This is a genomic window from Streptomyces sp. NPDC007162, from assembly GCF_040634175.1.
In the GTDB taxonomy this organism is placed as follows: Bacteria; Actinomycetota; Actinomycetes; order Streptomycetales; family Streptomycetaceae; genus Streptomyces.
This window is the reverse complement of sequence record NZ_JBEYFC010000088.1, coordinates 1-24,576: the sequence shown is the minus strand read 5'-3', so window position 1 is coordinate 24,576 and position 24,576 is coordinate 1. Positions and strand designations below refer to the sequence as shown.

The window sequence follows — 24,576 nt, the reverse complement described above, 5'->3', positions numbered from 1 at the left end:
GGGCCGCGGCCAGGACGGAGGCCGGGATGCCGTCCAGCTTGGTGTCGAGCTGGAGTTCACCCGGCGCCAGCTCGCACGCCTCGGTGGTGCGCAGATCGGCGCCCGCGTCACCGGGGTGCTCGTACGCCGGGAGCGGTACGTCGGGGTCGACGCGGCGCAGCAGCACGTTCAGGGGAGCGGGGCTCACGGGTTCACCTCGAAGGCGCGGGCGCGCCGGGTCCGGTCCGGGTCGTTCATGGCGGCCTGGATCTCTTCCTCGCGGCCGTGCTCGGTGAAGTGCTCGACGGGGACCTCGACGAAGAGGGCGTCGGCGCGGACGGCGACGGGCCCCTCGGGGCCGTTCATGCGACCGGTGGCGGTCGAGTAGATCTTCCGGCCGGCCACGGCGACGACCTCGGCCGCCAGGTGGAGCGTGCTGCCCACGGGCACCGGCCGTACGAAGTCGGTCTCCAGGCGTCCGGTGACGGCGGTCCTGCGCAACAGCCAGTTCAGCGAGCCGAGCGTCTCGTCGAGGGCGGTGGCGAGCACCCCGCCGTGCGCGAGGCCCGGGGCGCCCTGGTGGGCGGGGCGCACGGTGAACTCGGCGGTCAGGGAGACCCCCTCGCCGGCCCGTGCCTCCAGGTGCAGACCGTGCGCCTGCCCGTGACCACACCCGAAACAGTGTTCGTAGTGTGCGCCGATGAGCTCGCCGGGCGCGGGCGCATCGGGATGCCGCTCCGGTTTCCGGGCGCCGGCGGGAGGCTGAAGAGCTGCGGAACTACCACTCACAGCCGCAGACCTTACCCGCGCGTCCGGTGGATCCGGACACCGTGCCAAGCTTGGCTCCATGCAGCTTTCCGCCACCCCGTACGAAGAACGCCTCACCGCCCCCCGGTCGTGGTGGTTCATCAGCTTCCTGGTCGGTGTCTCCTTCGCCCTGATACTGCTGCCCTTCGGCACTCTGCCGGCGCTCGGCGGCCTGGCCGGCGGCACGGCGGCGGCAGCGGTGGTGGCCAGTTCGTACGGCTCCCAGCGGATCCGGGTGGTGGGCGACTCGCTGATCGCGGGCGAGGCGAAGATCCCGGTCTCGGCCCTCGGCGAGGCACACGTCCTCGACCCCGAGGAGACGCGCGCCTGGCGCACCTACAAGGCCGACGTGCGCGCGTTCCTGCTGCTGCGCGCCTACATCCCGACGGCGCTGCGCGTGGAGGTCACGGACCCGCAGGACCCGACGCCGTACCTGTACCTGTCGACGAGGCAGCCCGAGGCGCTGGCGGCGGCGATCGAGGCGGCGAAGACCGCGCAGGTGTGAGGACCGCGCAGGGGTAGCGGGCCCGGGGGCGGCCGTCAGGCGCCGAAGTCCTCCGGCAGCTCGGCGATCGGCAGCGGCTCGGCCGGCTTCTCCAGCGGCGGCAGCTCCGCCAGCTCCTCCCAGGGCACCTGGATCTTTCTCAGGTCTTTGCGGATCCGCGCCGCGAGCTTCCTGGTGTCCCGGCGGTTCATGACCGCGCCGACCGCGGCGCCGACCATGAACGGCATCAGGTTGGGCAGGTCCCGGACCATCCGCTTCATGATCTGCTGGCGCAGCTCGCGCTTCATCTGCCCGCCGAGGGCGTTGTTGACCGTCGACGGCCTCATCACGTCGATCCCGCGCTCCCCCGACCAGGAGGACAGATACGCGGTGCTGCGGGCCTTCAGGTTCCCCGGCGGCCGGGCGCCGTACACCTCGTGGAGTTCGGCGATCAGTTTGAGCTCGATCGCCGCGACCCCGGTGATCTCCGCGGCCAGCTCGGTCGGCATCGCCGGCGGCACCGGCAGCATCGCCGCCGCACCGACCCCGGCCCCGACCGCCGAGGTCGCGCCCGCTGCGCCCGCCACCAGCTTGTCGGCGAGCTGCTCGGGCCCGAGGCCCGGGAACTGCCGGCGCAGGGTCGCGAGGTCACGTACGGGGACACGCGGGGCGATCTCGATGATCCGGTCCGCCAGGTACGCCAGGCCCGCTTTCGCCCGGCTGCCGCCCTTACGGGCCCCTTCCCGGGCCATCTCCACGGCCTTGGCGCCGATGACCGTCGCCCGTCGCCTTGCGACGGGCGCGGGCTCGTCCGCCGGCACCGGGAGGTCACCCCGGCCTGCCGCCGGTTCGAGCGAGGCTCCCGGATCGGGCGAGCCTCGCTCGATGTCACGCGCGCGTGGGCCGCCGGACGGCCCCGAGTCCGCTCCCGGCAGGGGGAAACGGCGCTTCCGAGGTGAGGTCGAGCCAGTCATGCCCGACCCCCTCTCAGTCGCAGTCGCGGCAGATCGGCTGACCGTTCTTCTCGCGGGCCAGCTGGCTGCGGTGGTGCACCAGGAAGCAGCTCATGCAGGTGAACTCGTCCTGCTGCTTGGGCAGCACCCGGACGGCCAGTTCCTCGTTCGAAAGGTCCGCGCCGGGAAGTTCGAGGCCTTCCGCGGCCTCGAACTCGTCGACGTCCACCGAGGACGTCGACTTGTCGTTCCTCCGGGCCTTCAGCTCTTCAAGGCTGTCCGAGTCGACGTCGTCGTCGGTCTTGCGTGGAGTGTCGTAATCGGTTGCCATGTCGCTCTCCCCCTCTGGGTGTCTGCGGTGTCTCCAGCGCACGTAACGCGTGAGAGGCCGGACTTGTGCCCGACCCGAGGCGGAGATTTTGCCTCACATCAAGGTCTGTTACTCAATCGACACCCAACCGGACCCCTCGAGAGTGATCGGGTTGAATGGCGATGGGGACCGTACACGGTCCTCACGAGACACCTCAAAGGCGCCTCACCCTGTACTTCCCGTGATCAAGACCCCTGAAAACAGGGATTTTCCCGCCTTTATTCCCCTCGCCATGATCACCGAGAGTAGATGGCCGGAAATCCGCCCCTGTGATCGATCACACACGCGCCGGTGCGCCACGCCGTCCGAAAATTCCGCGTAAAGCGAACATCCTTCGCGTGTGTCGCGATCTTGGAACGGCATCAGACCGGCAGCGTGACTCTCATCACGAGTCCTCCGCCCTCGCGGGGCTGGGCGGCGATGTGACCGCCGTGTGCCCGCGCCACGGAGCGGACGATGGACAGGCCGAGGCCGACTCCCTTGTCGCTGCCCGTCCGCTCGGTGCGGAGCCGCCTGAAGGGCTCGAAGAGGTTGTCGATCTCGTACGCCGGCACCACCGGACCGGTGTTCGACACGGAGAGTACCGCCTGTCCGTGCTGGACCTCGGTGGTGACCTCGACCCAGCCGTCCTCGGGCACGTTGTAGCGCACCGCGTTCTGGAGCAGGTTCAGCGCGATCCGCTCCAGCAGCACGCCGTTGCCCTGGACCACGGCCGGTTTCCGTACGCCCCTGATCGTCACACCCTTGGCCTCCGCCTCGGCGTGCACCTGGTCGACGGCCTGGGTGGCCACCTCGGCCAGGTCGACCGGTTTGCGCTCGACGATCTGGTTGTCGCTGCGGGCGAGCAGCAGCAGGCCCTCCACGAGCTGCTCACTGCGCTCGTTGGTGGCCAGCAGCGTCTTGCCGAGCTGCTGGAGCTCCACGGGCGCGCCCGGGTCGGAGAGGTGCACCTCCAGGAGTGTGCGGTTGATCGCCAGGGGCGTGCGCAGTTCGTGCGAGGCGTTGCCGACGAAGCGCTGCTGGGCGGTGAAGGCCCGCTGCAACCGCTCCAGCATGTCGTCGAAGGTGTCCGCGAGTTCCTTCAGCTCGTCGTCCGGGCCGTCCAGCTCGATCCGGCGGGACAGGTCCGAGCCGGCCACCGCGCGGGCGGTGCGGGTGATCCGGCCGAGCGGGGACAGCACGCGGCCGGCCATCGCGTACCCGAACGCGAAGGCGATCACGGCCAGGCCCAGCAGGGCGAGCAGCGAACGGCTGAGGAGGTTGTCCAGGGCCGCCTGGCGCTGGTGGTCCACGCACACGGAGATCGCGTTGTTGAAGTCCGACAGCGACAGGGGGCTGGTCCCGGCCACGTTGAGCGCGGGGCAGTTGTCGCTGGAGACCGACAGCTTCTCAGCACCGACGATCTTGAACAGCGGCTGGTTGCCGGTGCTGATCGCCTGCGCGGCCAGCAGGTAGATGATCGACAGCAGCAGGATGCCGGCGATCAGGAACATGCCGCCGTACAGCAGGGTGAGCCGTATCCGGATGGTCGGGCGCAGCCATGGGAAGACCGGCTGCGGTCTCCGCGGGTCCCAGGTGGGCTTCGGGGGTGCCTGCGGGGGTGCGGGAGTGGTCGCCACGTTCATCAGATCCGGTAACCCGAGCCGGGGACGGTGACGATCACAGGGGGCTCGCCGAGCTTGCGGCGCAGGGTCATCACGGTCACGCGCACCACGTTGGTGAAGGGGTCGGTGTTCTCGTCCCAGGCCTTCTCCAGGAGCTGCTCGGCGCTGACCACCGCGCCCTCGCTGCGCATCAGCACCTCCAGGACGGCGAACTCCTTGGGCGCGAGCTGGACCTCCTTGCCGTCCCGGAAGACCTCGCGGCGGTTCGGGTCGAGCTTGATGCCCGCGCGCTCCAGGACGGGCGGCAGCGGCACGCTGGTACGCCGGCCGAGGGCGCGCACGCGGGCGATGAGCTCGCTGAACGCGAAGGGCTTGGGGAGGTAGTCGTCGGCGCCGATCTCCAGGCCCTCGACGCGGTCGCTGACGTCGCCGGACGCGGTGAGCATCAGCACGCGCGTGGGCATGCCGAGTTCGACGATCTTGCGGCAGACGTCGTCGCCGTGCACGAGGGGGAGGTCCCGGTCGAGGACGACCACGTCGTAGTCGTTGACGCCGATGCGCTCCAGGGCGGCCGCACCGTCGTACACGACGTCGACGGCCATGGCCTCCCGGCGCAGTCCGGTGGCCACCGCATCGGCGAGCAGTTGCTCGTCCTCGACGACGAGTACGCGCACGTCGCTTGTCCTTCCTCTGTCCACCCGCGTAGCGCGCACCGGCGCACCCGGGCGGGGTCTGCATGGGGTGTGGTGCATCCATCCTGCCCTTTTCGGCCATAAGTCGGCAGTAAGACGGGGGCCGGGACCATCGGATCGGATGCCGTGGGGCGGGAATGCGAGATTTTCTCCTGCGGTTGAGGTTTCCACGGAGGGGAGCGGGGGGAGGACCGCATGTACACCCCGCGATCACGCTCTGCATGTGCCGCAGCACCATGCGGTACATACTTCGCCGCTACAGCCGAGTGGACGATGGGGGTGTCCGGCACCGTCGCCGCCCAGCGAGGCAGCGCTGGGCACCCGCGAGAGACGTGATCGCCCCTTCCCGACGGCACACCCCCGTGCCACCGACCCACGACCCAGGACGAGGGGGCGCAGCATGGACGCATTCACGACAGGACTTCTGCAGCGCATAAAGGCGACCGAGTCCGACATCACCCGGGCGCTTGACGAGGGCGACGACTTCCTCGTCGAAGTGGAGCAGGCCGAGCTCGACGACCTGCGCCGCCTCGCTGCCGAACACGGTGTGGAAGTCGGCGCGACCAGCGTCTGACAGTCCCGCAGCAGCACACCGGCACACGAGCAGGGCCCCGGCGAATCCAGCGCCGGGGCCCTGCTCGTATGTGGTCTCTTACCCCCGCATCGGCGTTCGATTCCTGTCGGCCGCCGGTGCGGGGGCTTTCCGGGACGGGCCCGGTGGCCGGGCGGGCCTCAGTCGTGCCAGGCCCCGAAGTCCTCCAGGAGGCGCTGGAGGGGCTCGAAGACCCCGGGGGTGCCCGCGACCGTCAGGTCCCGGGACGGGCGCTCTCCGGGGCGGCCGCCCGTCAGGACACCGGCCTCCCGCGCGATCAGGTCGCCCGCGCCCCAGTCCCACGCGTTCAGTCCGCGCTCGAAGTACCCGTCCAGCCGGCCGCAGGCCAGGTCGCACAGGTCGATGGCCGCCGAACCCCCGCGGCGTATGTCACGCAGCAGCGGGATCAGCCGGGCGGCGACCTCGGCCTGGTGGGTGCGGACGTCCGTCACGTAGTTGAAGCCCGTGGAGACCAGGGCCTCGGCCAGCGGCGCGGCCGGCCGGCAGGCCAGCGCCCGCTCACCCTGCCACGCCCCGGTCGCCCAGGCCCCGCCGCCCCGCACCGCGTGGTACGTCTCGCCCCGCATCGGCGCCGCCACGACCCCGACCACGGTCTGTCCGTCCTGCTCGGCGGCGATGGACACCGCCCAGGTCGGCAGGCCGTACAGGTAGTTGACCGTGCCGTCGAGCGGGTCGATCACCCAGCGGACCCCGCTGGTGCCCGGCGTCGACGCACCCTCCTCGCCGAGGAAGCCGTCGTCGGGCCGGCGGCCGGAGATGAGGTCGGTGATGAGCTTCTCGGCCGCGATGTCCATCTCGGTCACGACGTCGATCGGGCTGGACTTGGTACGGGCCACGGCGAGGTCGGCCGGACGGCCGTCCCGCAGCAGCTCGCCCGCGCGGGCGGCCGCCTCCCGGGCGAGGTCCAGCAGGTCCGTGTACGGGGCGTCGGTCACGGGGCTCCTCACGCGTAGGGGCTGTCGGCGCCCGCGGCGGCCGGCCGGGGGGCGCGGGCGGGACAGCAGCCGACCGGGCAGAGGTGGTGGCTCGCGCCGAGCGCGCCCAGGGCGCACGGCGTGGCCTCCCGGCCGCTCTCCGCGGCCGCGCGCTCCAGGACGAGGTCACGGATCGCGGCGGCGAACCGCGGGTCGTCGCCGACGGTCGCGGACCGCCGTACCGGCAGGCCCAGCTCCTCGGCCTTGGCCGTGGCCTCCGTGTCGAGGTCGTAGAGGACCTCCATGTGGTCGGAGACGAAGCCGATGGGGGCCATGACGACGGCGGGGACGCCGGCGCCGTGCAGCTCCTCCAGGTGGTCGCAGATGTCGGGCTCGAGCCACGGGATGTGCGGGGCGCCGGAGCGGGACTGGTAGACGAGCCGCCAGGGGTGGTCGACGCCGGTGCGCTCGCGGACCGCCTCGGCGATCACCTCGGCCACGTCCAGGTGCTCCTCGACGTAGGCGCCGCCCTCGCCGTGCGCCTCGACGGGGCCGGAGGTGTCCGCGGCCGCGGTCGGGACGGAGTGGGTGGTGAACGCGATGTGGGCGCCCGCGCGGACGTCCTCGGGCAGGTCCGCGAGCGAGGCGAGCACTCCGTCGATCATCGGGGCGAGGAAGCCGGGGTGGTTGAAGTAGTGCCGCAGCTTGTCGATCTTCGGCAGCTCCAGGCCCTCGGCCTCCAGCGCGGCCAGCGAGTCGGCGAGGTTCTCGCGGTACTGGCGGCAGCCGGAGTAGGAGGCGTAGGCGCTGGTGGCGAGCACCAGGATGCGCCTGCGGCCGTCGGCGACCATCTCGCGCAGGGTGTCCGTCAGGTACGGCGCCCAGTTGCGGTTGCCCCAGTAGATCGGCAGGTCCAGGCCGTGCTCGGCGAAGTCCTTGCGCAGGGCGTCCAGCAGGGCGCGGTTCTGGTCGTTGATCGGGCTGACTCCGCCGAACAGGAAGTAGTGCTGCCCGACCTCCTTGAGGCGTTCCTTCGGGATACCGCGCCCGCGCGTCACGTTCTCCAGGAACGGGACCACGTCGTCCGGGCCTTCCGGGCCGCCGAAGGAGAGCAGGAGCAGGGCGTCGTAGGGGGTGGCATCGAGCGCGTCTGACATGAGCCGATCCTGCCACCCGGCCCTGACGGCTCGGAAACAGGAGCGTGAAGAGTCGGATTCGGGAGCTTTATCCCGGGCGCCGACCGGGTGCATCGGGACGTTCCCGCTCGTAAGCTGTATCAGCCGCAGTCACGCCTTACCCAGCCGTCGGAGACCCCCGTGCCCAGCCCTTATCGCGCCCTGTTCGCCGCACCAGGCACCAAGGGCTTCTCCGCCGCGGGCTTCGTCGGCCGGATGCCGCTGTCCATGATGGGCATCGGTGTGGTCACGATGATCTCCCAGATCAGCGGGCGGTACGGCCTCGCGGGCGCGCTCTCCGCGACCATCGCGCTGTCCGCCGCCGCGATCGGCCCGCAGGTGTCCCGGCTGGTCGACCAGTACGGCCAGCGCCGGGTGCTGCGCCCTGCGACGCTGCTCGCGCTCGCGGCGGCGGCCGGGCTGCTGTTCGCCGCGCGCTACGGGTGGCCGGACTGGGCGTTGTTCGTCTGCGCCGCCGGGATCGGCGCGGTGCCGAGTCTGGGCGCGATGATCCGGGCCCGCTGGGCGGTCCTGTACCGGGGCACCCCGCAGCTGCACACCGCGTACTCGTTCGAGTCCGTCGTCGACGAGGTCTGCTTCATCTTCGGGCCGATCATCTCCATCGGCCTGTCCACGGCCTGGTTCCCGGAGGCGGGACCGCTGCTGGCCGCCTGTTTCCTGGCGGCCGGCGTCTTCTGGCTGACCGCCCAGCGCGCCACCGAACCGCAGCCGCACCCGCGTGGGCACCACGGCGGCGGTTCGGCGCTGCGCGCGTCCGGCCTCCAGGTGCTGGTGGCGACCTTCGTGGCCACCGGGGCGATCTTCGGTGCGGTGGACGTGGTGACCGTCGCCTTCGCCGACGAACGCGGCCACAAGGGCGCTTCCAGCGTGGTCCTGGCCCTGTACGCGGCCGGTTCCTGCGCGGCCGGGGTGGTCTTCGGCCTGATGCGGTTCGCGGGGAAGCCGGAGCGCAGGTGGCTGCTGGGCATATGTGCGATGGCCGTGAGTATGATCCCCCTCCTACTGGTCGGAAACTTGCCGCTTCTGGCCGTGGCGCTGTTCGTTTCGGGCCTGTCCATCGCACCGACGATGATCACGACGATGTCCCTCATCGAAGAGCACGTACCTCGCGCGAAGCTCACCGAGGGCATGACCTGGGTGAGCACCGGCCTCGCGGTCGGGGTGGCGCTCGGCTCCTCGGTCGCCGGCTGGGTGATCGACGCGGCCGGTGCCCGTGCGGGGTACGGGGTCCCGGCCGTGTCCGGGGCCGTCGCGGTCGCGGTCGGTTTCCTCGGGTACCGCCGGCTCAACAGGCCGGTCACGCGTCGGGGAGGCACCGTTGAGCAGTACAGCGAGCGGCAGGAGCGGCACGTGGCGTAACTGGGGCGGGAACGTCACCGTTCGCCCCGCGCGGGAGGTCACGCCCGCCTCCGTCGACGAGCTGGCCGCGGCCGTACGGCAGGCGGCACAGGACGGTCTGAAGGTGAAGGCGGTGGGCAGCGGCCACTCCTTCACCGCGATCGCCGCGACCGACGGTGTGTCGATCCGCCCTCAACTGTTGACCGGCATACGCAACATTGACCGGAAGGCTATGACCGTCACGGTCGAGGCCGGTACCCCGCTCAAGAGACTCAATGTGGCCCTGGCCCGTGAGGGTCTGTCGCTGACCAACATGGGCGACATCATGGAGCAGACGGTCTCCGGAGCCACCAGCACCGGCACCCACGGCACCGGCCGCGAGTCCGCCTCGCTCGCCGCCCAGATCAGGGAACTCGAACTGGTCACCGCGGACGGCTCCGTGCTCACCTGCTCCGAGAAGGAGAATCCGGAGGTCTTCGCCGCCGCCCGGGTCGGGCTGGGCGCCCTCGGCATCGTCACCGCGATCACGTTCGCCGTGGAGCCTGTCTTCCTGCTCACCGCGCGCGAGGAACCGATGCCCCTGGACCGGGTCCTCGCCGAGTTCGACCAGCTCCGCGCCGAGAACGAGCACTTCGAGTTCTATTGGTTCCCGCACACCGGCAGCACCAACACCAAGCGCAACAACCGCAGCGCCGGCCCGCCGCAGCCGGTGGGGCAGCTCGCCGGCTGGTTCGAGGACGAGTTCCTCTCCAACGGCGTCTTCCACGCCGCCCAGTTGGTCGGCCGCGCGGCGCCCGCCGTCGTACCGGCCATCGCCCGGATCTCCAGCAGGGCACTGTCCGCGCGGACCTACACCGACATCCCCTACAAGGTCTTCACATCCCCGCGCCGGGTGCGCTTCGTGGAGATGGAGTACGCCGTTCCGCGCGAGGCGCTGGTGGACACGCTGCGGGAACTCAAGGCGACGGTCGACCGTTCCGGTCTCAGGGTCAACTTCCCGGTCGAGGTCCGCACGGCCCCCGCCGACGACATCGCGCTGTCCACCGCCTCCGCCCGGGACAGTGCCTACATCGCCGTACACATGTTCCGGGGCACTCCCTACCAGGCGTACTTCACGGCCGCCGAGCGGATCTTCACCGCGCACGAGGGGCGTCCGCACTGGGGCAAGGTGCACACCCGCGACGCGGACTACTTCGCCGAGGTCTACCCCCGCTTCGGCGAGTTCACGGCGCTGCGGGACCGGCTTGATCCGGACCGGCTGTTCCAGAACGACTATCTGCGGAGGGTCCTGGGGCAGTAGCCGAGGAACCGGCGGGCGTGGGCGTCGCGTTCGGCTCCCCGTCCGCACCGGACTCCCCGGCCGTGCCCGGGTCCCCGCTCGTGACCGGCGCCGGCGTCGTGGTCCCGGCGTCGGAGGGCGTCCGCGTCGGGCTCTGCGAAGACCCGCCCCGCGCCGGGGACGAGGGCGAAGGGCCAGGCGAAGTGGCGCTGTCCTCGCCGGACTTCGGTGCGGAGGCCGGCGTTCGCGAGGAGTCCGACGACTCGGACGCCCTCGTCCCGCCGGTGACGGCGCCGCTGACGGTCGTACCGGAGCCGCCGCTGAAGCTGCCGCCGGAGACCAGTTCGTAGGTGGTGATGCCGGCCATGGTCACGGCGAACACCAGCGCGGCCGCGACCAGCGGGCGGCGCCAGGTCCGCACCCGGGCGCGGTAGACGGTGCCCTCGGTGAACTCGCCGGGCGCCGCAGGTTCCGGGCCCCGGGGCCTGGCGGCCCCGGTCGCGTCGCGGAACTGCCGGCCGGTGCGCTGGAAGAAGTGCTGGAACAGGGTGCCGCCGCAGGTGGCGATCACGCTCACGACGCCGGCACCGAGGATCGTGCCGTACACCCCGAAGGAGGACGCGAGTTTGGCGGCCACCACGGCGGCCACCGCGCTGCCCGCAACCTGGGGCACGCTGAGGTCGATCCGCTTCGAACGTCCCTCCACCTCCTCCCTCGTGCTGGTCTCGTCACCGGAACCGGGCCTTTCACGCATTCCTGAACCTTGCCTGCCCTTCCTGCATTTGTTCGACCGACTGCACAAGAAAGGGACGTACGGACGAAACCATTGGTTCCGATTCTGTGGATTGCGTGAAGTACGCCACGTTCAAGATCTCCGGAACCGGGCAACCGAAGGACAGAGAGCGGTTGTTGCGAGAAGTTCGGCGGCGCGCCAATCCACGCACGTGGCCCGAATGGAGTACTGTTGCGAGCCCTGGGTCCGGTCTCCCGCCAGGGTGTCCGGGGCCTTGCAGGACCGCCGGGAGGGGGCTCGTTGCACAGGGTGACGGAGTTGGTCACTTAGCGTTGCGAATAGGTAACCGTGCCATAACGGCGTTCCAGGGCCTGCGCCCGACACGCCGGGCAACTCGGCAAGGTTGTGGCAGGCTGCACCCGGGCAGGCCACACTCGACTAGCGGAAGCAGCGACGCACGTGACGTCGGCAGGCACCACCCGGGAGGTCCCCATGCCCGAACTGCGTGTCGTGGCCGTCTCCAATGACGGCACACGGCTGGTGCTCAAGGCTGCCGACTCTACGGAGTACACCCTTCCGATCGACGAACGGCTCCGTGCCGCCGTACGCGGCGACCGGCCCCGGCTCGGGCAGATCGAGATCGAGGTCGAGAGCCATCTGCGCCCCCGAGACATCCAGGCGCGGATACGTGCGGGCGCGACGGCCGAAGAGGTCGCGCAGCTCGCCGGAATCCCCGTCGACCGGGTGCGGCGCTTCGAGGGTCCGGTACTGGCCGAGCGCGCCTTCATGGCCGAGCGGGCCCGCAAGACGCCCGTCCGCCGGCCCGGTGAGAACTCCGGTCCGCTGCTCGGCGAGGCCGTGCAGGAGCGGCTGGTGCTGCGCGGTGCCGACAAGGACACCGTGCAGTGGGACTCCTGGCGCCGCGACGACGGCACCTGGGAGGTCCTCCTCGTCTACCGGGTCGCGAGCGAACCGCACTCGGCGAGCTGGACCTACGACCCGCCGCGGCGGCTCGTGCAGGCGGTCGACGACGAGGCCCGCTCACTGATCGGCGAGTCCGACGACCTCGCGGTACCGGAGCCCAGCTTTCCGTTCGTGCCCCGGATCGCACGGCTGCCGCGCGACCGGCCGCTGGACCGCCCCGGTGACCGGGACCGCGAGCGGCCGAGCCTGCCCGCGGCGGCGGCCGAACCGGTCGAGGAGACGGCCGGCGAACGCGACTCGCTGACCAGCCTGCTGGAGGCGGTGCCGAGCTTCCGGGGCGACCTGGTGGTCCCGGAGCGCCCGGCGGAGCCGCTGGAGGAGCCCGTCGAGGAACCGGTGACCGAGGAGCCGCCGGCCCCCGCGGCCTCGGCCGGCTCCGCCTACGCCGACGTCCTCATGCCCCGCTCGGTCGGCGCCCACCGCGACCGGCTGATCGGTGCCACCGACCGCCAGGCCGAGGCCGACGGCGTCCGCCCGGGCCGCCGGGCCGCCGTACCGAGCTGGGACGAGATCGTCTTCGGCACGCGCCGCAAGAAGCAGGAGTAGGCGCGAGGACGAGAACAGGTCTTACGACCGTATGAACAAGGGGGGCACGCGTGCGTGCCCCCCTTGTTCACGTCGCCCTACTGCGGGTCGGGGCCGACCGCGACCGGACGGGACGGGTCGGCGGACCACTCCGACCACGAGCCGACGTACAGCGCCGCCGGGATGCCCGCGACGGCCAGCGCAAGCACCTCGTGGGCGGCGGAGACGCCCGAACCGCAGTACACGCCGACCGCGGTCCCCTGGGCGGCGCCCAAGCCCTTGAACCGGCTCTGGAGTTCGGCGGCGGGCAGGAAACGGCCGTCCGGGCCGACGTTCTCGGCGGTCGGCGCCGACACGGCGCCCGGGATGTGCCCGCCGACCCGGTCGATCGGCTCCACTTCACCCCGGTACCGCTCCCCCGCGCGGGCGTCGAGCAGCACACCCGATCGAGCCAGCACCGCCGCCCCGTCGGCGTCGAGCAACCCGGCCGCGTCCGGCGCCGGTTCGAAGTCCCCCTGGACCGGCGTGATCACGTCGGTCGACAGAGCGCCCTGCCAGGACGGCAACCCCCCGTCGAGGACCCGCACGTCCGGGTGACCCGTCCAGCGCAGCAGCCACCAGGCACGCGCGGCCGCCCAGCCCAGCCCCCCGTCGTAGACGACGACCGGACGGCCCGCCGAGACGCCCGCGCGGCGCATCGCCGCGCCGAAGACGGCCAGGTCGGGCAGCGGATGCCGGCCGTTCCCACCGGGCGCGGAGGCCAGTTCCCGGTCCAGGTCCACGAAGACCGCGCCCGGCAGATGGCCTTCCGTGTACGCGGCCCGGCCGTCGAAGGACGGTGCGCCGGGCTGGGTCAGCTGCCAGCGGACGTCCAGCAGGACGGGCGGGTTCGGCCCGGTCAGATCGTCGGCGAGTTCGGTTGCGGTGATGATGGCTTCCATGGCCCCATCCTTACGCCAGGGGTGGCCGCGGCGTCCAGGTACGACTACTCTGCTCGGCCGGGCAGGCTCGGTCACCTGGCGTACGGGATCGGGCACATGCTGTACAGCGGACGGACACCCGCCGGCGATCGGCCGGGACGGGCGGGAAGCGGCAGACGAGGCATCCCCGCGGCGAGGCCGCCCCACAGCCGTGGTCACAGGTCGCCACGGACGGTGCGGGCATCGACACGGGGCGTACCCGCGACCGGGGTGCAACCGGTCCGCGGAGCGGAAGCGACACGGCCACCGCGAGGGGCCGAGGAGAGAGTGACGATGACCGAGGTACGGGGATCGGCCGGCCCGAACGGCAGGCACGCTCGGCGCGCGCCCGGCACCCCCTGCTGGGTGAGTCTGATGGTGCACGGCTTGACCACGACCGAGGAGTTCTACAGCGCGCTGTTCGACTGGGAGTTCGAGCCCGGTCCGCAGCAGCTCGGTCCCTACGTCCGGGCCCTGCTCGACGGGCGGGAGGTCGCGGGCATCGGCCAGCTGCCGCCGGACCTGCATCTGCCGATCGCCTGGACACCGTACTTCGCCTCGGACGACGTGGACCGGACGGCCGAGACGGTACGGCTGTGCGGCGGCACGGTGGGCGTCGGCCCGCTGGACGCGGCCGAGGCGGGCCGGATGGCCATCGGTTCGGACCCGTCGGGCGCGGTTTTCGGCATCTGGCAGGCCTCGGCCCACCTGGGCACGACACTCAGCGGGGTGCCGGGCACGCCCGTCTGGGACGAACTTCTCACCTTCGAGACCGGGAGCGTCGCCAAGTTCTACGAGACCGTGTTCGGCTACGAGGAGGAGCCGGTGGTGTCCGCCGACTTCGACTACGTCACCCTGCACGTCGCGGGCCGTCCGGTGGCCGGGATCCATGGTGTCGGCCTGTCCCTGCCCCGTGACCGCGGGCCGCACTGGCTCACCTACTTCGAGGTGGCCGACGCGGACGCGACCGCGCGCGGCGTCGCCGCGCTGGGCGGCCGGGTCCTGAAGCCGGCCCGGGACAGCGCACACGGCCGGGTCGCCACGGTGGCCGACCCGGAGGGCGCGGTCTTCTCGGTGATCGAGGGCCCGCGGTGACGGGCCCGTGCCGACGGCCTACGTGGTGACCGGCAGCACGTCCGGGGACAGGGCCGCCGCGCGGGCCGACGCGGCGGTCATCCGGCGCCGGTGGTGGCGTCGGCAGAGCACCTCGTAACCGACCTTGCCGGCCGCCTCGTTGACGTCTCCCACGACCACCTGGGCGCCCTCGACGACCATCTCGCCGCCGACGGTGCGGGCGTTGTGGGTGGCGCGGGCGCCGCACCAGCACAGGGCCTCGACCTGGAGGACCTCGACCCGGTCGGCCAGCTCCACCAACCGCTGCGAGCCGGGGAACAGCTTGGAGCGGAAGTCGGTGGTGATGCCGAACGCGTAGACGTCGAGACCGAGATCGTCGACCACGCGCGCGAGCTGGTCGATCTGCTCCGGTCCCAGGAACTGCGCCTCGTCGGCGATGACGTAGTCGGCCCGGCCGCCCTGGGAGAGATGGTCGACCAGGTAGGCGTACAGGTCCTGCTCGTCCTCGACCTCCACCGCGTCCGTCACCAGGCCAAGGCGGGAGGAGAGCTTGCCGTGGCCCGCGCGGTCGTCACGGCTGAAGATCATGCCGACGAGGCCGCGCGCCGAGCGGTTGTGCTCGATCTGCAGAGCCAGCGTCGACTTCCCGCAGTCCATCGTTCCGGAGAAGAACACCAGCTCGGGCATGGGAAGGTGAGCACCTTTCGGCGAGATGTCGGGCAGTGGGCGTCAGGAGCGTACTTCGAGCAGCGGCACGAGCTGCTCGGCGGGAGTCATCGAACCGTGGTTGCCGACCATCGCCGACTCCTTGGGCTCCCGCTCGGAGGCGATGATCAGGACGTCGTCGTGCGCGGCCGCGACGACGTCGCCGATCCGCTCGTACACCCGCTCGTCGAACCTGTGCGGCGGGCCGAACCAGCCGGCCGCGATCGCCTCGTCCCGCGAGGCCACCCAGAACTGCTCGCCGAGCACCTCGCGCCAGCAGGTCAGCACGTCGTGCTCGGCGCCCGGCACCGCGTACACGTGCCGAGCCCGGCCCTCGCCGCCGAGCAGCGCGACCCCGGCCCGCAGCTCCCAGTCCTCGTCGAAGTCGATGCGGTGCTGTTCGTCGAACGGGATGTCGACCATGCCGTGGTCGGCGGTGACATAGAGCGCGCTGCGCGGGGGCAGCTGCTCGGCGAGCCGCTGCACCAGCCGGTCGACGTGCATCAGCTGGCCCTGCCAGGTGTCGGAGTCGACGCCGTAGCGGTGCCCTGCGCCGTCCAGTTCCGCGTAGTACGTGTACACGAGGGAGCGGTCGGCGGCGGCGAGCTGCTCCGCGGCGAGGTCCATCCGCTCCTCGCCGGTCAGCCGTCCGTGAAACGTTCCGCCGCTGAGCGCGACCTTGGTGAGCGGGGTGCGCTCGAAGGCAGGGGAGGACACCTGGGCACAGTGCACGCCGGCGTCCTGGGCGAGCTGGAAGACGGTGGGGTGGGGCTGCCAGGCGGCCGGGTCGGTCCACGGCTGCCAGCGGAGCTGGTTCATCAGCTCGCGGGTCGACGGGTTGCGGACCGTGTAGCCGGGCAGGCCGTGCGCGCCGGGCGGCAGACCGGTGCCGACGGAGGCCAGGGAGGTCGCGGTGGTCGCCGGGTATCCGGCGGTGAGCGGCCGTCCCGTCCCGCCGCGCGAGCTGCCGAGCAGCGCGGTCAGGTAGGGGGCCTCGGCGGGGTGGGCCTTGATCTGTTCCCAGCCGAGCCCGTCGATCAGGAAGACGCAGTTGCGGTCCGCCGGGGCCAGTTCCGCGATCGACGCGGTCATACCGGGTACGGCCATCCCGGCGGCCAGGGTGGGCAGGAGGTCGGCGAGGGAGCCGCTGCCGTACTCGGGCAGCGGCGCGGAGCCGAGGGTGAGGGGTTCCGGATGGTCCCAGGCGGCGTACGCCATCAGCGTGTGACGTCCGCGGTCGCCTCGGAGATCGCCTGCGCGAAGGCGAGCGCCTGGCGCACCGTCTCCGGGCCGTCCCCGGCCTCGCTCACGCGCAGGCTGAGGTCGTCCGCCGTGGAGCTGCCCGTGTAGCCGTGGTCGGCCTCGCAGTTGGGGTCACCGCAGGCGGCGGGCTCCAGGTCGATCCGGGAGACGGCCCCCCAGCCGATGGTCAGCACGATCTCCCGGGGCAGGGTCCCCGGCGTGTACTGCTCCGGGTTGGCGACCACCCGGCTGACCACGACCGACGAGATCCGGCCGAGCTTGACGGACTCCGTCGAGGTGGTGGCGTACGGCGTCGGGGAGGTGCTGTCGGCGGCCTGCTCGTCGGTGTGGCTGACGATGAAGCGGTTTCCGGTGAGGACGAGCACGGTCACGTGCCGCCGCACCTCGTTCTGGTCGAACGTCGTCTCCTGGTGGACCAGGTACGACCGGATCGGCTCACCGCCCACGGCAGCCTCCACCGCCTCGGCCACGAGGGCCGGGTAGTAGCCGCTGCGCTCGATCGCGACGCGCAGCCCCTGGGTCGTCGTACTGGTCTTGGCCATGGCGTCCATCCTAATCCGTGGGCAGGGGGCGCCGGGCCAGTCACGGGCACCCTCCTCGAACGCCGCCACCGGCCGCGGGGGTTCGCCGCCCTCAGTACGCGGGCAGGGTGCGGGGGCCGAGGTCGTCGCGGGCCGGCGGGGGTGCGAGGCGGACCGTGGCACCGAGGACGCTCACGCCCTGCCGGGCGACCACGACCGGTTCCAGGGTGACCGCCACCACCTCCGGGTGGTCGTCGACCAGCCGGGAGACCCTGAGCAGCAGCTCCTCCAGGGCGGGCGTGTCGACGGGGGCGGAGCCGCGCCAGCCGAACAGCAGGGGTGCGGTCCGGATCGACCGCACCAGCGAGGTCGCGTCCCGGTCGGTGACCGGAACCAGCCGGTGCGCCATGTCGTCGAGCAGCTGCGAGGCGGCCCCGGCGAGCCCGAACGAGAGCACGGCCCCGGCCGCCGGGTCGATCACGGCCCGTACGACGGTGTCGACGCCCCGGGGCGCCATCCGCTGCACCACCGGCCGCAGCTCCTCGGCGGGCCCGAACAGCTGTGCCAACTCGGCGTAGGCCCGGCGTAGTTGCTCCTCGTCCGCGAGGTCGAGACGCACACCGCCCAGGTCCGCGCGATGCCGCAGCTGGGGAGCGGTGGCCTTGAGCGCCACCGGGTAGCCGAGGTCGCGGGCGGCCCGGACGGCGGCGTCGGGGCTGGGCGCGGGCAGCGCCCGGTGCACGGGGATCCCGTACCTGCCGAGCAGCGCGCAGGTCTCCTCGACGCCGAGGGTGAGGCCCTGGCCGCGCGCGAGCAGCGCGCCGATCAGCGCGGCGGCCCCCTTCTCGTCGATGTCGTCGTACTCGGGCACCCGTCCGGGCTCGGCGGCCTCCCGCCGCCACTGCGCGTATTTCACGGCCTCGGCGAGCGCCCGCACGGCGCGCTCGGCGGCGGGGTAGGCGGGGATGAGACGGGAGTACGAGTGGCTCACCGCGGTGGGAAGCGGTTCCGCGGCGGGGACCGGGTGGGTACCGCCGCCGGTGCCCGGTGCCGTCGCCCCCGCCTGGGGCGCGGTACGGCCCGCGGCCGACAGCGCCTCCGCCAGCCCCCCGAGCTCCACGTGCACCACCAGCACGGGTTTCCCGGGCACCGACTCGGCCGCCGACCGCAGCGCCTCGGCCAGCTCGGCGTCCCCGACCGGTCCCTCCCCGATCGCCGGTATTGCCGTCACGACCACCGCGTCGCAGGACTCGTCCGCCAGCGCCCGGGCCAGCGCCCGGTGGAAGTCGGCCGCGGTCGCCCCGGTCGTCAGGTCCAGCGGCCTGGCCGGGCGCAGCCCTTCCGCGAGGCACCGGTCGTACGTCAGCAGCCCCAGCGACTCGGAGTTCCCGAGGATGGCGACCCGCGGCCCGGACGGCAACGGCTGCCGTGCGAGCAGCAGACCCGCGTCGACCAGTTCGGTGATCGTGTCGACACGGATCACCCCGGCCTGCCGCAGCAGCGCGGAGACCGTGGCGTGCGGCAGCCGCGTCGCCCGTACCGCGTGCCCCTGCGGCGCCGATCCGGCGCCCTGCACCACGACCAGCGGCTTGGCGGCCGCCGTGCGCCGTGCGAGCCGGGTGAACTTGCGGGGGTTGCCGATCGACTCCAGGTACATGAGGACGACGTCGGTCTCGGGGTCGTCGTACCAGTACTGGAGCACGTCGTTGCCGGAGACGTCCGCGCGGTTGCCCGACGAGACGAAGGTGGACACACCCGTGGTCCCGGTGACTCCGCCGCCCCGCCGGTGCAGCCGGGACAGCAGGGCGATGCCGATGGCGCCGGACTGGGCGAACAGCCCGATGCGGCCGGGGCGCGGCATCTCGGGCGCGAGGGACGCGTTCAGCCGGACGTCGTCCGCGGTGTTGATGACCCCGAAGGCGTTGGGCCCGATGATCCGCATGCCGTACGTGCGCGCGCGGCGGACCAGTTCGCGCTGGCGTTCGCGGCCGTCGGGCCCGCTCTCCGCATAGCCGGCGGCGAGGACGACGAGGCCCTGGACGCCGTGCTCCCCGCACTCGGTGACGACGTCGGGGACGTGGTCGGCGGGTACGGCGACCACCGCCAGGTCCACCGGTTCTTCGATGTCCCGTACGGAGCGGTGCGCGGGCACCCCGTCGACCTCCTTGAGGTCCTCGGGGAAGGCCCGGTTCACCGCGTGCAGACGGCCGGTGAACCCGGCGTCCCGGAGGTTGCCGAGAACGCTGCGGCCCACCCCGCCGGGCGCACGGCCGACGCCGATCACCGCCACGGAGCCGGGCGCCAGCAGCCGTCGCACCGAACGGGCCTCGGCGCGCTGCTCGCGGGCCTGCTGGACGGCGACCGAGCGGTCCGTGGGCTCCAGGCCGAACTCCAGGCGGACGACGCCGTCCTCGAAGCTGCGCTTCTGGGTGTAGCCGGCGTCCGTGAACACCTTGATCATCCGGCTGTTGGCGGGCAGCACCTCGGCGGCGAACCGGCGGATCCCGCGCTCGCGCGCGACGGCGGCGATGTGCTCCAGGAGGGCGGAGGCGACCCCGCGGCCCTGGTGGGCGTCCTGGACGAGGAAGGCGACCTCGGCCTCGTCGGCGGGTGCGGAGGCGGGCGTGCCGTCGGCGCCAATGCGGTCATAGCGTACGGTTGCGATGAACTCGCCGCCGATAGTGGCCGCGAGTCCCACCCTGTCCACAAAGTCGTGGTGAGTGAAGCGGTGGACGTCCTTGGCGGAGAGCCTGGGGTAGGGCGCGAAGAAGCGGTAGTACTTCGACTCGTCCGAGACCTGCTCGTAGAAGCTGACCAGGCGGTCGGCATCATCGACGGTGATGGGCCGGATGCGCGCGGTACCGCCGTCGCGCAGCACCACGTCAGCCTCCCAGTGGGACGGGTACTCGTGCCGGTCCTGCGGGTCCGCCGGGGTCTGCATGGGCCCCAGAGTACGGCTCGCGTCCGACAACGGCGCGAGGCAGTCTGTGGAGGACGGAAGCCGGACCGAGGCCGCGGTCCGGCGACACACCCGGAGGGACTCAGGTCCGCTCCGGGGATGCTTCACGATATGGAAAACTGGTCTAGACAACCCTGAACACCGAAGGGCAGCATCACATGGCTGAGCGCCGCGTCAACGTCGGCTGGGCCGAGGGCCTCCACGCCCGCCCCGCTTCCATCTTCGTCCGAGCCGCCACGGCCGCAGGCGTCCCGGTCACGATCGCCAAGGCCGGGGGCAGCCCCGTCAACGCGGCCTCCATGCTGGCTGTCCTGGGGCTGGGCGCCCAGGGCGGCGAGGAGATCGTCCTCGCCTCCGACGCCGAGGGCGCGGACGCCGCCCTCGACCGCCTGGCCAAGCTGGTCGCCGAGGGCCTCGAGGAACTCCCCGAGACCGTCTGAGCACCGCAGCGCCCGCACGACCGGGGCCGCGCCACCCCTCCGGGGGCCGGCGCGGCCCCGCCCTTTTCGCGCCCGAAAGACACGCAGCCGGAATCAGCGGCACACTGCACAAGGGCACGCCTCAATAGGGGCACGTTTGGGCATGGGGGCACGTTTGGACATGCGTGCACGCTTGGAACACGGGCGCACGCTTGAATAAGGGCGCACTTGAATAAGGGCGACGAAAAACAGGCCCCGCCGAATAACACCTCTTTGTATACGGCGCCCGTGTTAATGCCGCACGCCCGACATGTTTACGGGACGTTGCGAAGTCCTCACACCGTTCGCCCGTTCGGCGGCGCCGGGAAACCGGAGCCGGTGGAAGACCGTGGAGCGCTCGGTGTGCAGGGCCGTCACCGCCCGGGCGCGCTCGCCGTCACCGCGCGCCACGGCGTCCACGATCGCGCCGTGCTCCGCCCAGGAGTCCACCGGACTGACGGGCGCCTCCACCGTGTACATCCAGGCGATCTTGTGCCGCAACTGGGTGAGCGTCGAGGTCAGGGCGTGGCTGGCGGAAGCCTGGGCGAGCGTCTCGTGGAACCAGCCGCCCAGCGAGCGCAGGTCGTCGCTGTTGCCCGTCCTGGCCCGCTCCTGACCCAGCCTGACCAGCCCGCGCAGCACCTTCAGGTGGGCCTCGGTGCGGCGCTGGGCGGCCCGCAGGGCGCCGAGCGGCTCCAGGAGCAGACGCATCTCCAGCAGGTCCGCGGCCTCCTGCTCGGTCGGTTCCGCCACGCACGCGCCCGCGTGCCGGCGCGTCACGACGAAGCCCTCGGCCTCCAGGGTGCGCAGCGCCTCGCGGACGGGGACGCGCGAGACGCCGTAGCGGCGGGCCAGGAGTTCCTCGGTGAGCCGGCTGCCGCGCTCGTGGACACCCGCGACGATGTCGTCCCGGATCGCCGTGCATACCGAGTGCGCCGGAATACGCATGTCCGACCTCCGCCTTAATCCCCGTGAAACGCCGCCGAGTGACGCCGGTTCCGCGACTCTATTGCAATGCGCGGGAATTTCCGACGGGGGGCCGGAATCCATGAGTATTTTTTGGACAGTGGGGGCGCGAAAACGGCGAAAGCCCCGGCAGGCTGCCGGGGCTTCGCAGGATCTCGCCGAAAAGAGCCGCCGTCAGACGTTCACGCCGTGCTTGCGGAGGTAGGCGACCGGGTCGACGTCGGAGCCGTACTCCGCGGTCGTGCGGGCCTCGAAGTGGAGGTGGGGGCCGGTGGTGTTGCCGGTGGACCCGGACAGGCCGATCTGCTGGCCCGGGGTCACCTGCTGCCCCACGGAGACGCCGATGGACGACAGGTGGCCGTACTGGGTGTACATGCCGTCGGCCATCTTGATGACGATCTGGTTGCCGTACGCCCCGCCCCAGCCGGTGGAGACGACCGTGCCGGTGCCGACCGCGTGCACGACCGTGCCACTGGCGGCGTGGAAGTCGATGCCGGTGTGGGAGCCGGAGGACCACAGGGAGCCGCCGGTCTTGTAGCCGGTGGACACGTACGAGTCGCTGATCGGAGCGACGAAGGCGTTGAGGCGCTTGCGCTCGGCCTCCCGCGCGGCCCGCGCCTTGGCCTCGCGCTCCTTCTCGGCCTGCGCCGCGGCCTTCTCGCGCGCGGCCTGCTCGGCCGCCTTGCGCTCGGCTTCGGCCTGCTGCGCGGCGGCCTGGGCGTCGACATGCTCGGCGACCGAGTCGCTGACCGTGATGACCGGGGTGAGACCGGTCTGCTCGACGGAGTTCTCGGCGGCGAGCGCCGGGGCGGCGGAGACGGTGCCGATGACACCGGTGGTGGTGAGGGCCGCGATGCCGGCGGCCTGCGCGGTGGTGCGCTTCACCCGGCCGGGACGACGGTGCTTCCCGGAGGCGCACATGAACGCCATGTAGAGGCTGGTCCTTTCCTTCCCTCTCGCCTACCGGGTTAGCTGACGGGTTCGGAGCAGGAAGGTCTCCTACGGACCCCCTCGCGACACGCGCGGGCGCCCGATTCACCCCAGGGACTGCGTGGGTCCCCGGCTCCCCTGGCTCGCGCCGTACGGGGACTCGGCGATGGCTGTCCGGTGCCGCGGGTGCGGCGCAGTGCCTGACGGACAGCCCGAAGGAAACTACGGTGGCGTTCTTTCAAGACTCAAACGGATCGCGGTTTTTGTAGCGCATCCCACAGGGCAGAAAGGCAACCTCCGCCCCAATTCGGACATACGAGAGCCCTGGTGGCCGACGGCCGCCAGGGCTCCGCACGCGCGCGTGAGGCTACTCCGCCGCGACGACGGTCACTTCGCCGATGCCGAGGGCCTCGACGGGCTCCTTGATCTGCGCCGCGTCGCCGACGAGGACGGTCACCAGACGGTCCACCGGGAAGGCGTTCACGACCGCCGCGGTGGCCTCCACGGTGCCGGTGGCGGCCAGTTGCCGGTAGAGCGTGGCCTGGAAGTCGTCGGGCAGGTGCTGCTCGACCTGGTCGGCGAGGGTGCCGGCGACGGCCGCCGCCGTCTCGTACTTGAGCGGCGCCACACCGACGAGGTTCTGCACGGCGACGTCGCGCTCGGCGTCGGTGAGTCCCTCGGCGGCGAGGGTGCGCAGAACCGTCCACAGGTCGTCGAGGGCGGGGCCCGTGTTGGGGGTGTCCACGGAGCCGCTGATGGCCAGCATGGAGGCACCGCTGCCGTCGGGGGCGGAGCGCAGCACCTGCCCGAAGGAGCGGACGCCGTACGTGTAGCCCTTCTCCTCGCGCAGCACGCGGTCCAGGCGGGAGGTGAGGGTGCCGCCCAGGCAGTAGGTGCCGAGCACCTGGGCGGGCCAGACCCGGTCGTGCCGGTCGGGGCCGACGCGGCCGATGAGCAGCTGCGTCTGGACGGCGCCGGGGCGGTCCACGATGACGACCCGTCCGGTGTCGTCGGCGGTCACCGGTGGCACCGGCCGGGGCTCGGCGGTGGAGCCGGTCCAGGCGCCCAGGGTGTCGCCGAGCAGCGCGTCCAGGTCGATGCCGGTCAGGTCGCCGACGATGACCGCGGTGGCGGTGGCGGGGCGCACATGACGGTCGTAGAACGCGCGTACGGCGGCGGCGTCGATCTTCTCGACGGTGTCCTCGGTGCCCTGGCGCGGGCGGGACATCCGCGCGGTCGCCGGGAACAGCTCCTTGTAGAGCTGCTTGGCGGCACGGCGGCTGGGGTTGGCCAGCTCGTGCGGGATCTCGTCGAGGCGGTTGCGGACCAGCCGCTCGACCTCGCTGTCGGCGAAGGCGGGCGCCCTGAGGGCGTCGGAGAGCAGTCCGAGGCCCTTGGCGAGGCGGGAGGCCGGGACCTCCAGGCTGATGCGGACGCCGGGGTGGTCGGCGTGCGCGTCGAGGGTCGCCCCGGCCCGCTCCAGCTCGGCGGCGTAGTCCTCGGCGGAGTGCTGGTCGGTGCCCTCGGAGAAGGCCCGCGCCATGATCGTGGCGACGCCGTCCAGGCCGGCCGGTTCGGCGTCCAGGGGCGCGTCCAGGAGCACCTCCACGGCGACGACCTGCTGGCCGGGGCGGTGGCAGCGGAGCACGGTCAGGCCGTTGTCCAGGGTGGTGCGCTCGGGGGCGGGGAAGGCCCACGGCCTGGCCTCGCCGGGCTGCGGCTGCGGATGGAAGTCCATGCTGGCGAGCTCGGTCACTTGGCCGTCTCCTCATCGTTGTCGCCGGCTTCGACCGTGGCTTCGGCCTCGGGGTCCTCGGGCACGTCGGCGTCCTCGACCGTCTCCGGGGACCTGGGCTCGTAGACGAGCACCGCGCGGTTGTCGGGGCGCAGACGGGCCTTGGCGACCTCCTGGACCTCCTCGGGGGTGACCTCGAGGACGCGCTGGACGGCGGTCAGGGCGAGCTGCGGGTCGCCGAACAGGACGGCGAAGCGGCACAGTTCGTCGGCGCGGCCGGCCACGGTGCCGAGCCGGTCCAGCCACTCACGCTCCAACTGGGCCTGGGCGCGCTCCATCTCCTCGGGCGTGGGGCCCTCCTCGGCGAACCGGGCGAGCTCCTCGTCGATGGCGGCCTCGATGACCGGCACCTCGACGTCACCGGAGGTCTTCACGTCCAGCCAGCCCAGGGACGGCGCGCCGGCGAGCCGCAGCAGGCCGAAGCCGGCCGCGACGGCCGTGCGGTCGCGCCGCACCAGGCGGTTGTAGAGGCGGG

23 protein-coding genes, 2 pseudogenes and 1 riboswitch are annotated in these 24,576 nt (G+C 72.1%); of the genes and pseudogenes, 7 read left to right on the top strand and 18 right to left on the bottom strand.

What is annotated here, in order from left to right; translation table 11 throughout:
* Together ABZ646_RS13650 and ABZ646_RS13645 are read right to left on the bottom strand one after the other, a co-directional pair.
* A pseudogene (locus ABZ646_RS13650) lies at positions 1–187 on the bottom strand (hypothetical protein); the annotation flags it as partial.
* Positions 184–768 (bottom strand): PaaI family thioesterase, encoded by a 585-nt coding sequence (locus ABZ646_RS13645; protein ID WP_360517308.1) that lies wholly within the window; start codon positions 766–768, stop codon positions 184–186. The pseudogene ABZ646_RS13650 and the gene ABZ646_RS13645, both read right to left, overlap by 4 nt.
* A 58-nt stretch (positions 769–826) precedes the next feature.
* Between ABZ646_RS13645 and ABZ646_RS13640 the strand changes: the two genes are divergently transcribed.
* A complete protein-coding gene (locus tag ABZ646_RS13640; RefSeq protein WP_360517305.1) occupies positions 827–1,291 on the top strand; it encodes a DUF3093 domain-containing protein in 465 nt (154 codons plus the stop codon).
* Between the two features lie 35 nt (positions 1,292–1,326).
* Here the strand turns inward: ABZ646_RS13640 and ABZ646_RS13635 are convergent, their stop codons facing one another.
* The 4 genes from ABZ646_RS13635 to ABZ646_RS13620 all read right to left on the bottom strand — a co-directional run bounded on the left by ABZ646_RS13635 (position 1,327) and on the right by ABZ646_RS13620 (position 4,871).
* Positions 1,327–2,244 (bottom strand): hypothetical protein, encoded by a 918-nt coding sequence (locus ABZ646_RS13635; RefSeq protein WP_360517302.1) that lies wholly within the window; start codon positions 2,242–2,244, stop codon positions 1,327–1,329.
* Between the two features lie 13 nt (positions 2,245–2,257).
* On the bottom strand, positions 2,258–2,554 hold the full coding sequence (locus ABZ646_RS13630; RefSeq protein WP_003997302.1) for a DUF4193 domain-containing protein: 297 nt from the start codon (positions 2,552–2,554) through the stop codon (positions 2,258–2,260).
* Between the two features lie 401 nt (positions 2,555–2,955).
* Positions 2,956–4,212 carry a HAMP domain-containing sensor histidine kinase gene (locus tag ABZ646_RS13625; protein WP_360517299.1) on the bottom strand — a complete coding sequence of 419 codons (1,257 nt, stop codon included), beginning with the start codon at positions 4,210–4,212 and terminating at the stop codon, positions 2,956–2,958.
* 5 nt (positions 4,213–4,217) lie between these two features.
* Positions 4,218–4,871, bottom strand: coding sequence for a response regulator transcription factor (locus ABZ646_RS13620; RefSeq protein WP_003993508.1), 654 nt, complete (start codon positions 4,869–4,871; stop codon positions 4,218–4,220).
* A gap of 418 nt (positions 4,872–5,289) precedes the next feature.
* Between ABZ646_RS13620 and ABZ646_RS13615 the strand changes: the two genes are divergently transcribed.
* Positions 5,290–5,463 (top strand): hypothetical protein, encoded by a 174-nt coding sequence (locus ABZ646_RS13615; RefSeq protein ID WP_360517296.1) that lies wholly within the window; start codon positions 5,290–5,292, stop codon positions 5,461–5,463.
* 158 nt (positions 5,464–5,621) lie between these two features.
* Here the strand turns inward: ABZ646_RS13615 and ABZ646_RS13610 are convergent, their stop codons facing one another.
* Both ABZ646_RS13610 and ABZ646_RS13605 read right to left on the bottom strand, forming a co-directional pair.
* Positions 5,622–6,437, bottom strand: coding sequence for an inositol monophosphatase family protein (locus ABZ646_RS13610; RefSeq protein WP_360517293.1), 816 nt, complete (start codon positions 6,435–6,437; stop codon positions 5,622–5,624).
* A gap of 8 nt (positions 6,438–6,445) precedes the next feature.
* Entirely contained in the window at positions 6,446–7,573 is a 1,128-nt protein-coding gene (locus ABZ646_RS13605) for a ferrochelatase (RefSeq protein WP_360517290.1), read from the bottom strand.
* Between the two features lie 159 nt (positions 7,574–7,732).
* Here ABZ646_RS13605 and ABZ646_RS13600 point away from each other — a divergent pair, with 159 nt between their 5' ends.
* On the top strand, positions 7,733–8,971 hold the full coding sequence (locus ABZ646_RS13600; protein WP_360517287.1) for an MFS transporter: 1,239 nt from the start codon (positions 7,733–7,735) through the stop codon (positions 8,969–8,971).
* Positions 8,931–10,250 carry a D-arabinono-1,4-lactone oxidase gene (locus ABZ646_RS13595; protein ID WP_360517284.1) on the top strand — a complete coding sequence of 440 codons (1,320 nt, stop codon included), beginning with the start codon at positions 8,931–8,933 and terminating at the stop codon, positions 10,248–10,250. The genes ABZ646_RS13600 and ABZ646_RS13595 overlap by 41 nt, the downstream gene beginning before the upstream one ends.
* On the opposite strand, the gene ABZ646_RS13590 is transcribed toward ABZ646_RS13595, so the two are convergent.
* Entirely contained in the window at positions 10,174–10,983 is an 810-nt protein-coding gene (locus tag ABZ646_RS13590) for a hypothetical protein (protein WP_360517281.1), read from the bottom strand. The two genes, ABZ646_RS13595 and ABZ646_RS13590, sit on opposite strands and share 77 nt — an antisense overlap.
* Before the next feature lie 471 nt (positions 10,984–11,454).
* Here ABZ646_RS13590 and sepH point away from each other — a divergent pair, with 471 nt between their 5' ends.
* A complete protein-coding gene (sepH, locus tag ABZ646_RS13585) occupies positions 11,455–12,492 on the top strand; it encodes a septation protein SepH (RefSeq protein WP_360517278.1) in 1,038 nt (345 codons plus the stop codon).
* 77 nt (positions 12,493–12,569) lie between these two features.
* On the opposite strand, the gene ABZ646_RS13580 is transcribed toward sepH, so the two are convergent.
* Positions 12,570–13,412, bottom strand: a complete 843-nt coding sequence (locus ABZ646_RS13580) for a sulfurtransferase (RefSeq protein WP_360517275.1) — start codon at positions 13,410–13,412, stop codon at positions 12,570–12,572.
* Positions 13,413–13,724: 312 nt separating this feature from the next.
* Between ABZ646_RS13580 and ABZ646_RS13575 the strand changes: the two genes are divergently transcribed.
* On the top strand, positions 13,725–14,525 hold the full coding sequence (locus ABZ646_RS13575; RefSeq protein ID WP_360517272.1) for a VOC family protein: 801 nt from the start codon (positions 13,725–13,727) through the stop codon (positions 14,523–14,525).
* Positions 14,526–14,543: 18 nt separating this feature from the next.
* On the opposite strand, the gene ABZ646_RS13570 is transcribed toward ABZ646_RS13575, so the two are convergent.
* The 4 genes from ABZ646_RS13570 to ABZ646_RS13555 all read right to left on the bottom strand — a co-directional run bounded on the left by ABZ646_RS13570 (position 14,544) and on the right by ABZ646_RS13555 (position 19,934).
* Complete coding sequence (locus ABZ646_RS13570; protein ID WP_132893540.1) at positions 14,544–15,191, bottom strand: thymidine kinase; 648 nt, start codon at positions 15,189–15,191, stop codon at positions 14,544–14,546.
* A gap of 42 nt (positions 15,192–15,233) precedes the next feature.
* A complete protein-coding gene (locus ABZ646_RS13565) occupies positions 15,234–16,427 on the bottom strand; it encodes a nucleotide pyrophosphatase/phosphodiesterase family protein (RefSeq protein WP_360517269.1) in 1,194 nt (397 codons plus the stop codon).
* Positions 16,427–17,023, bottom strand: coding sequence for a DUF5998 family protein (locus ABZ646_RS13560; protein ID WP_360517266.1), 597 nt, complete (start codon positions 17,021–17,023; stop codon positions 16,427–16,429). Before ABZ646_RS13560 ends, ABZ646_RS13565 begins: the two co-directional genes overlap by 1 nt.
* Before the next feature lie 82 nt (positions 17,024–17,105).
* Positions 17,106–19,934 (bottom strand): GNAT family N-acetyltransferase, encoded by a 2,829-nt coding sequence (locus ABZ646_RS13555; protein WP_360517263.1) that lies wholly within the window; start codon positions 19,932–19,934, stop codon positions 17,106–17,108.
* A 176-nt stretch (positions 19,935–20,110) separates the two neighbouring features.
* Here ABZ646_RS13555 and ABZ646_RS13550 point away from each other — a divergent pair, with 176 nt between their 5' ends.
* Positions 20,111–20,392: an HPr family phosphocarrier protein gene (locus tag ABZ646_RS13550; protein WP_360517260.1), complete on the top strand. Its 282-nt coding sequence runs from the start codon at positions 20,111–20,113 to the stop codon at positions 20,390–20,392.
* A 270-nt stretch (positions 20,393–20,662) separates the two neighbouring features.
* Here ABZ646_RS13550 and ABZ646_RS13545 read toward each other — a convergent pair whose 3' ends face one another.
* From ABZ646_RS13545 to ABZ646_RS13530, 4 genes and pseudogenes are all read right to left on the bottom strand, one after another.
* The gene (locus tag ABZ646_RS13545) at positions 20,663–21,358 is read right to left on the bottom strand and encodes a GntR family transcriptional regulator (protein WP_360517257.1); all 696 of its coding nucleotides are present in this window, start codon (positions 21,356–21,358) and stop codon (positions 20,663–20,665) included.
* 192 nt (positions 21,359–21,550) lie between these two features.
* A complete protein-coding gene (locus ABZ646_RS13540) occupies positions 21,551–22,306 on the bottom strand; it encodes a M23 family metallopeptidase (protein ID WP_360517254.1) in 756 nt (251 codons plus the stop codon).
* Positions 22,307–22,318: 12 nt separating this feature from the next.
* A riboswitch (cyclic di-AMP (ydaO/yuaA leader) is annotated at positions 22,319–22,482 on the bottom strand.
* A 191-nt stretch (positions 22,483–22,673) separates the two neighbouring features.
* Complete coding sequence (locus tag ABZ646_RS13535; RefSeq protein WP_360517251.1) at positions 22,674–24,062, bottom strand: pitrilysin family protein; 1,389 nt, start codon at positions 24,060–24,062, stop codon at positions 22,674–22,676.
* Positions 24,059–24,576, bottom strand: a pseudogene (locus ABZ646_RS13530) (peptidase M16); the annotation flags it as partial. The pseudogene ABZ646_RS13530 and the gene ABZ646_RS13535, both read right to left, overlap by 4 nt.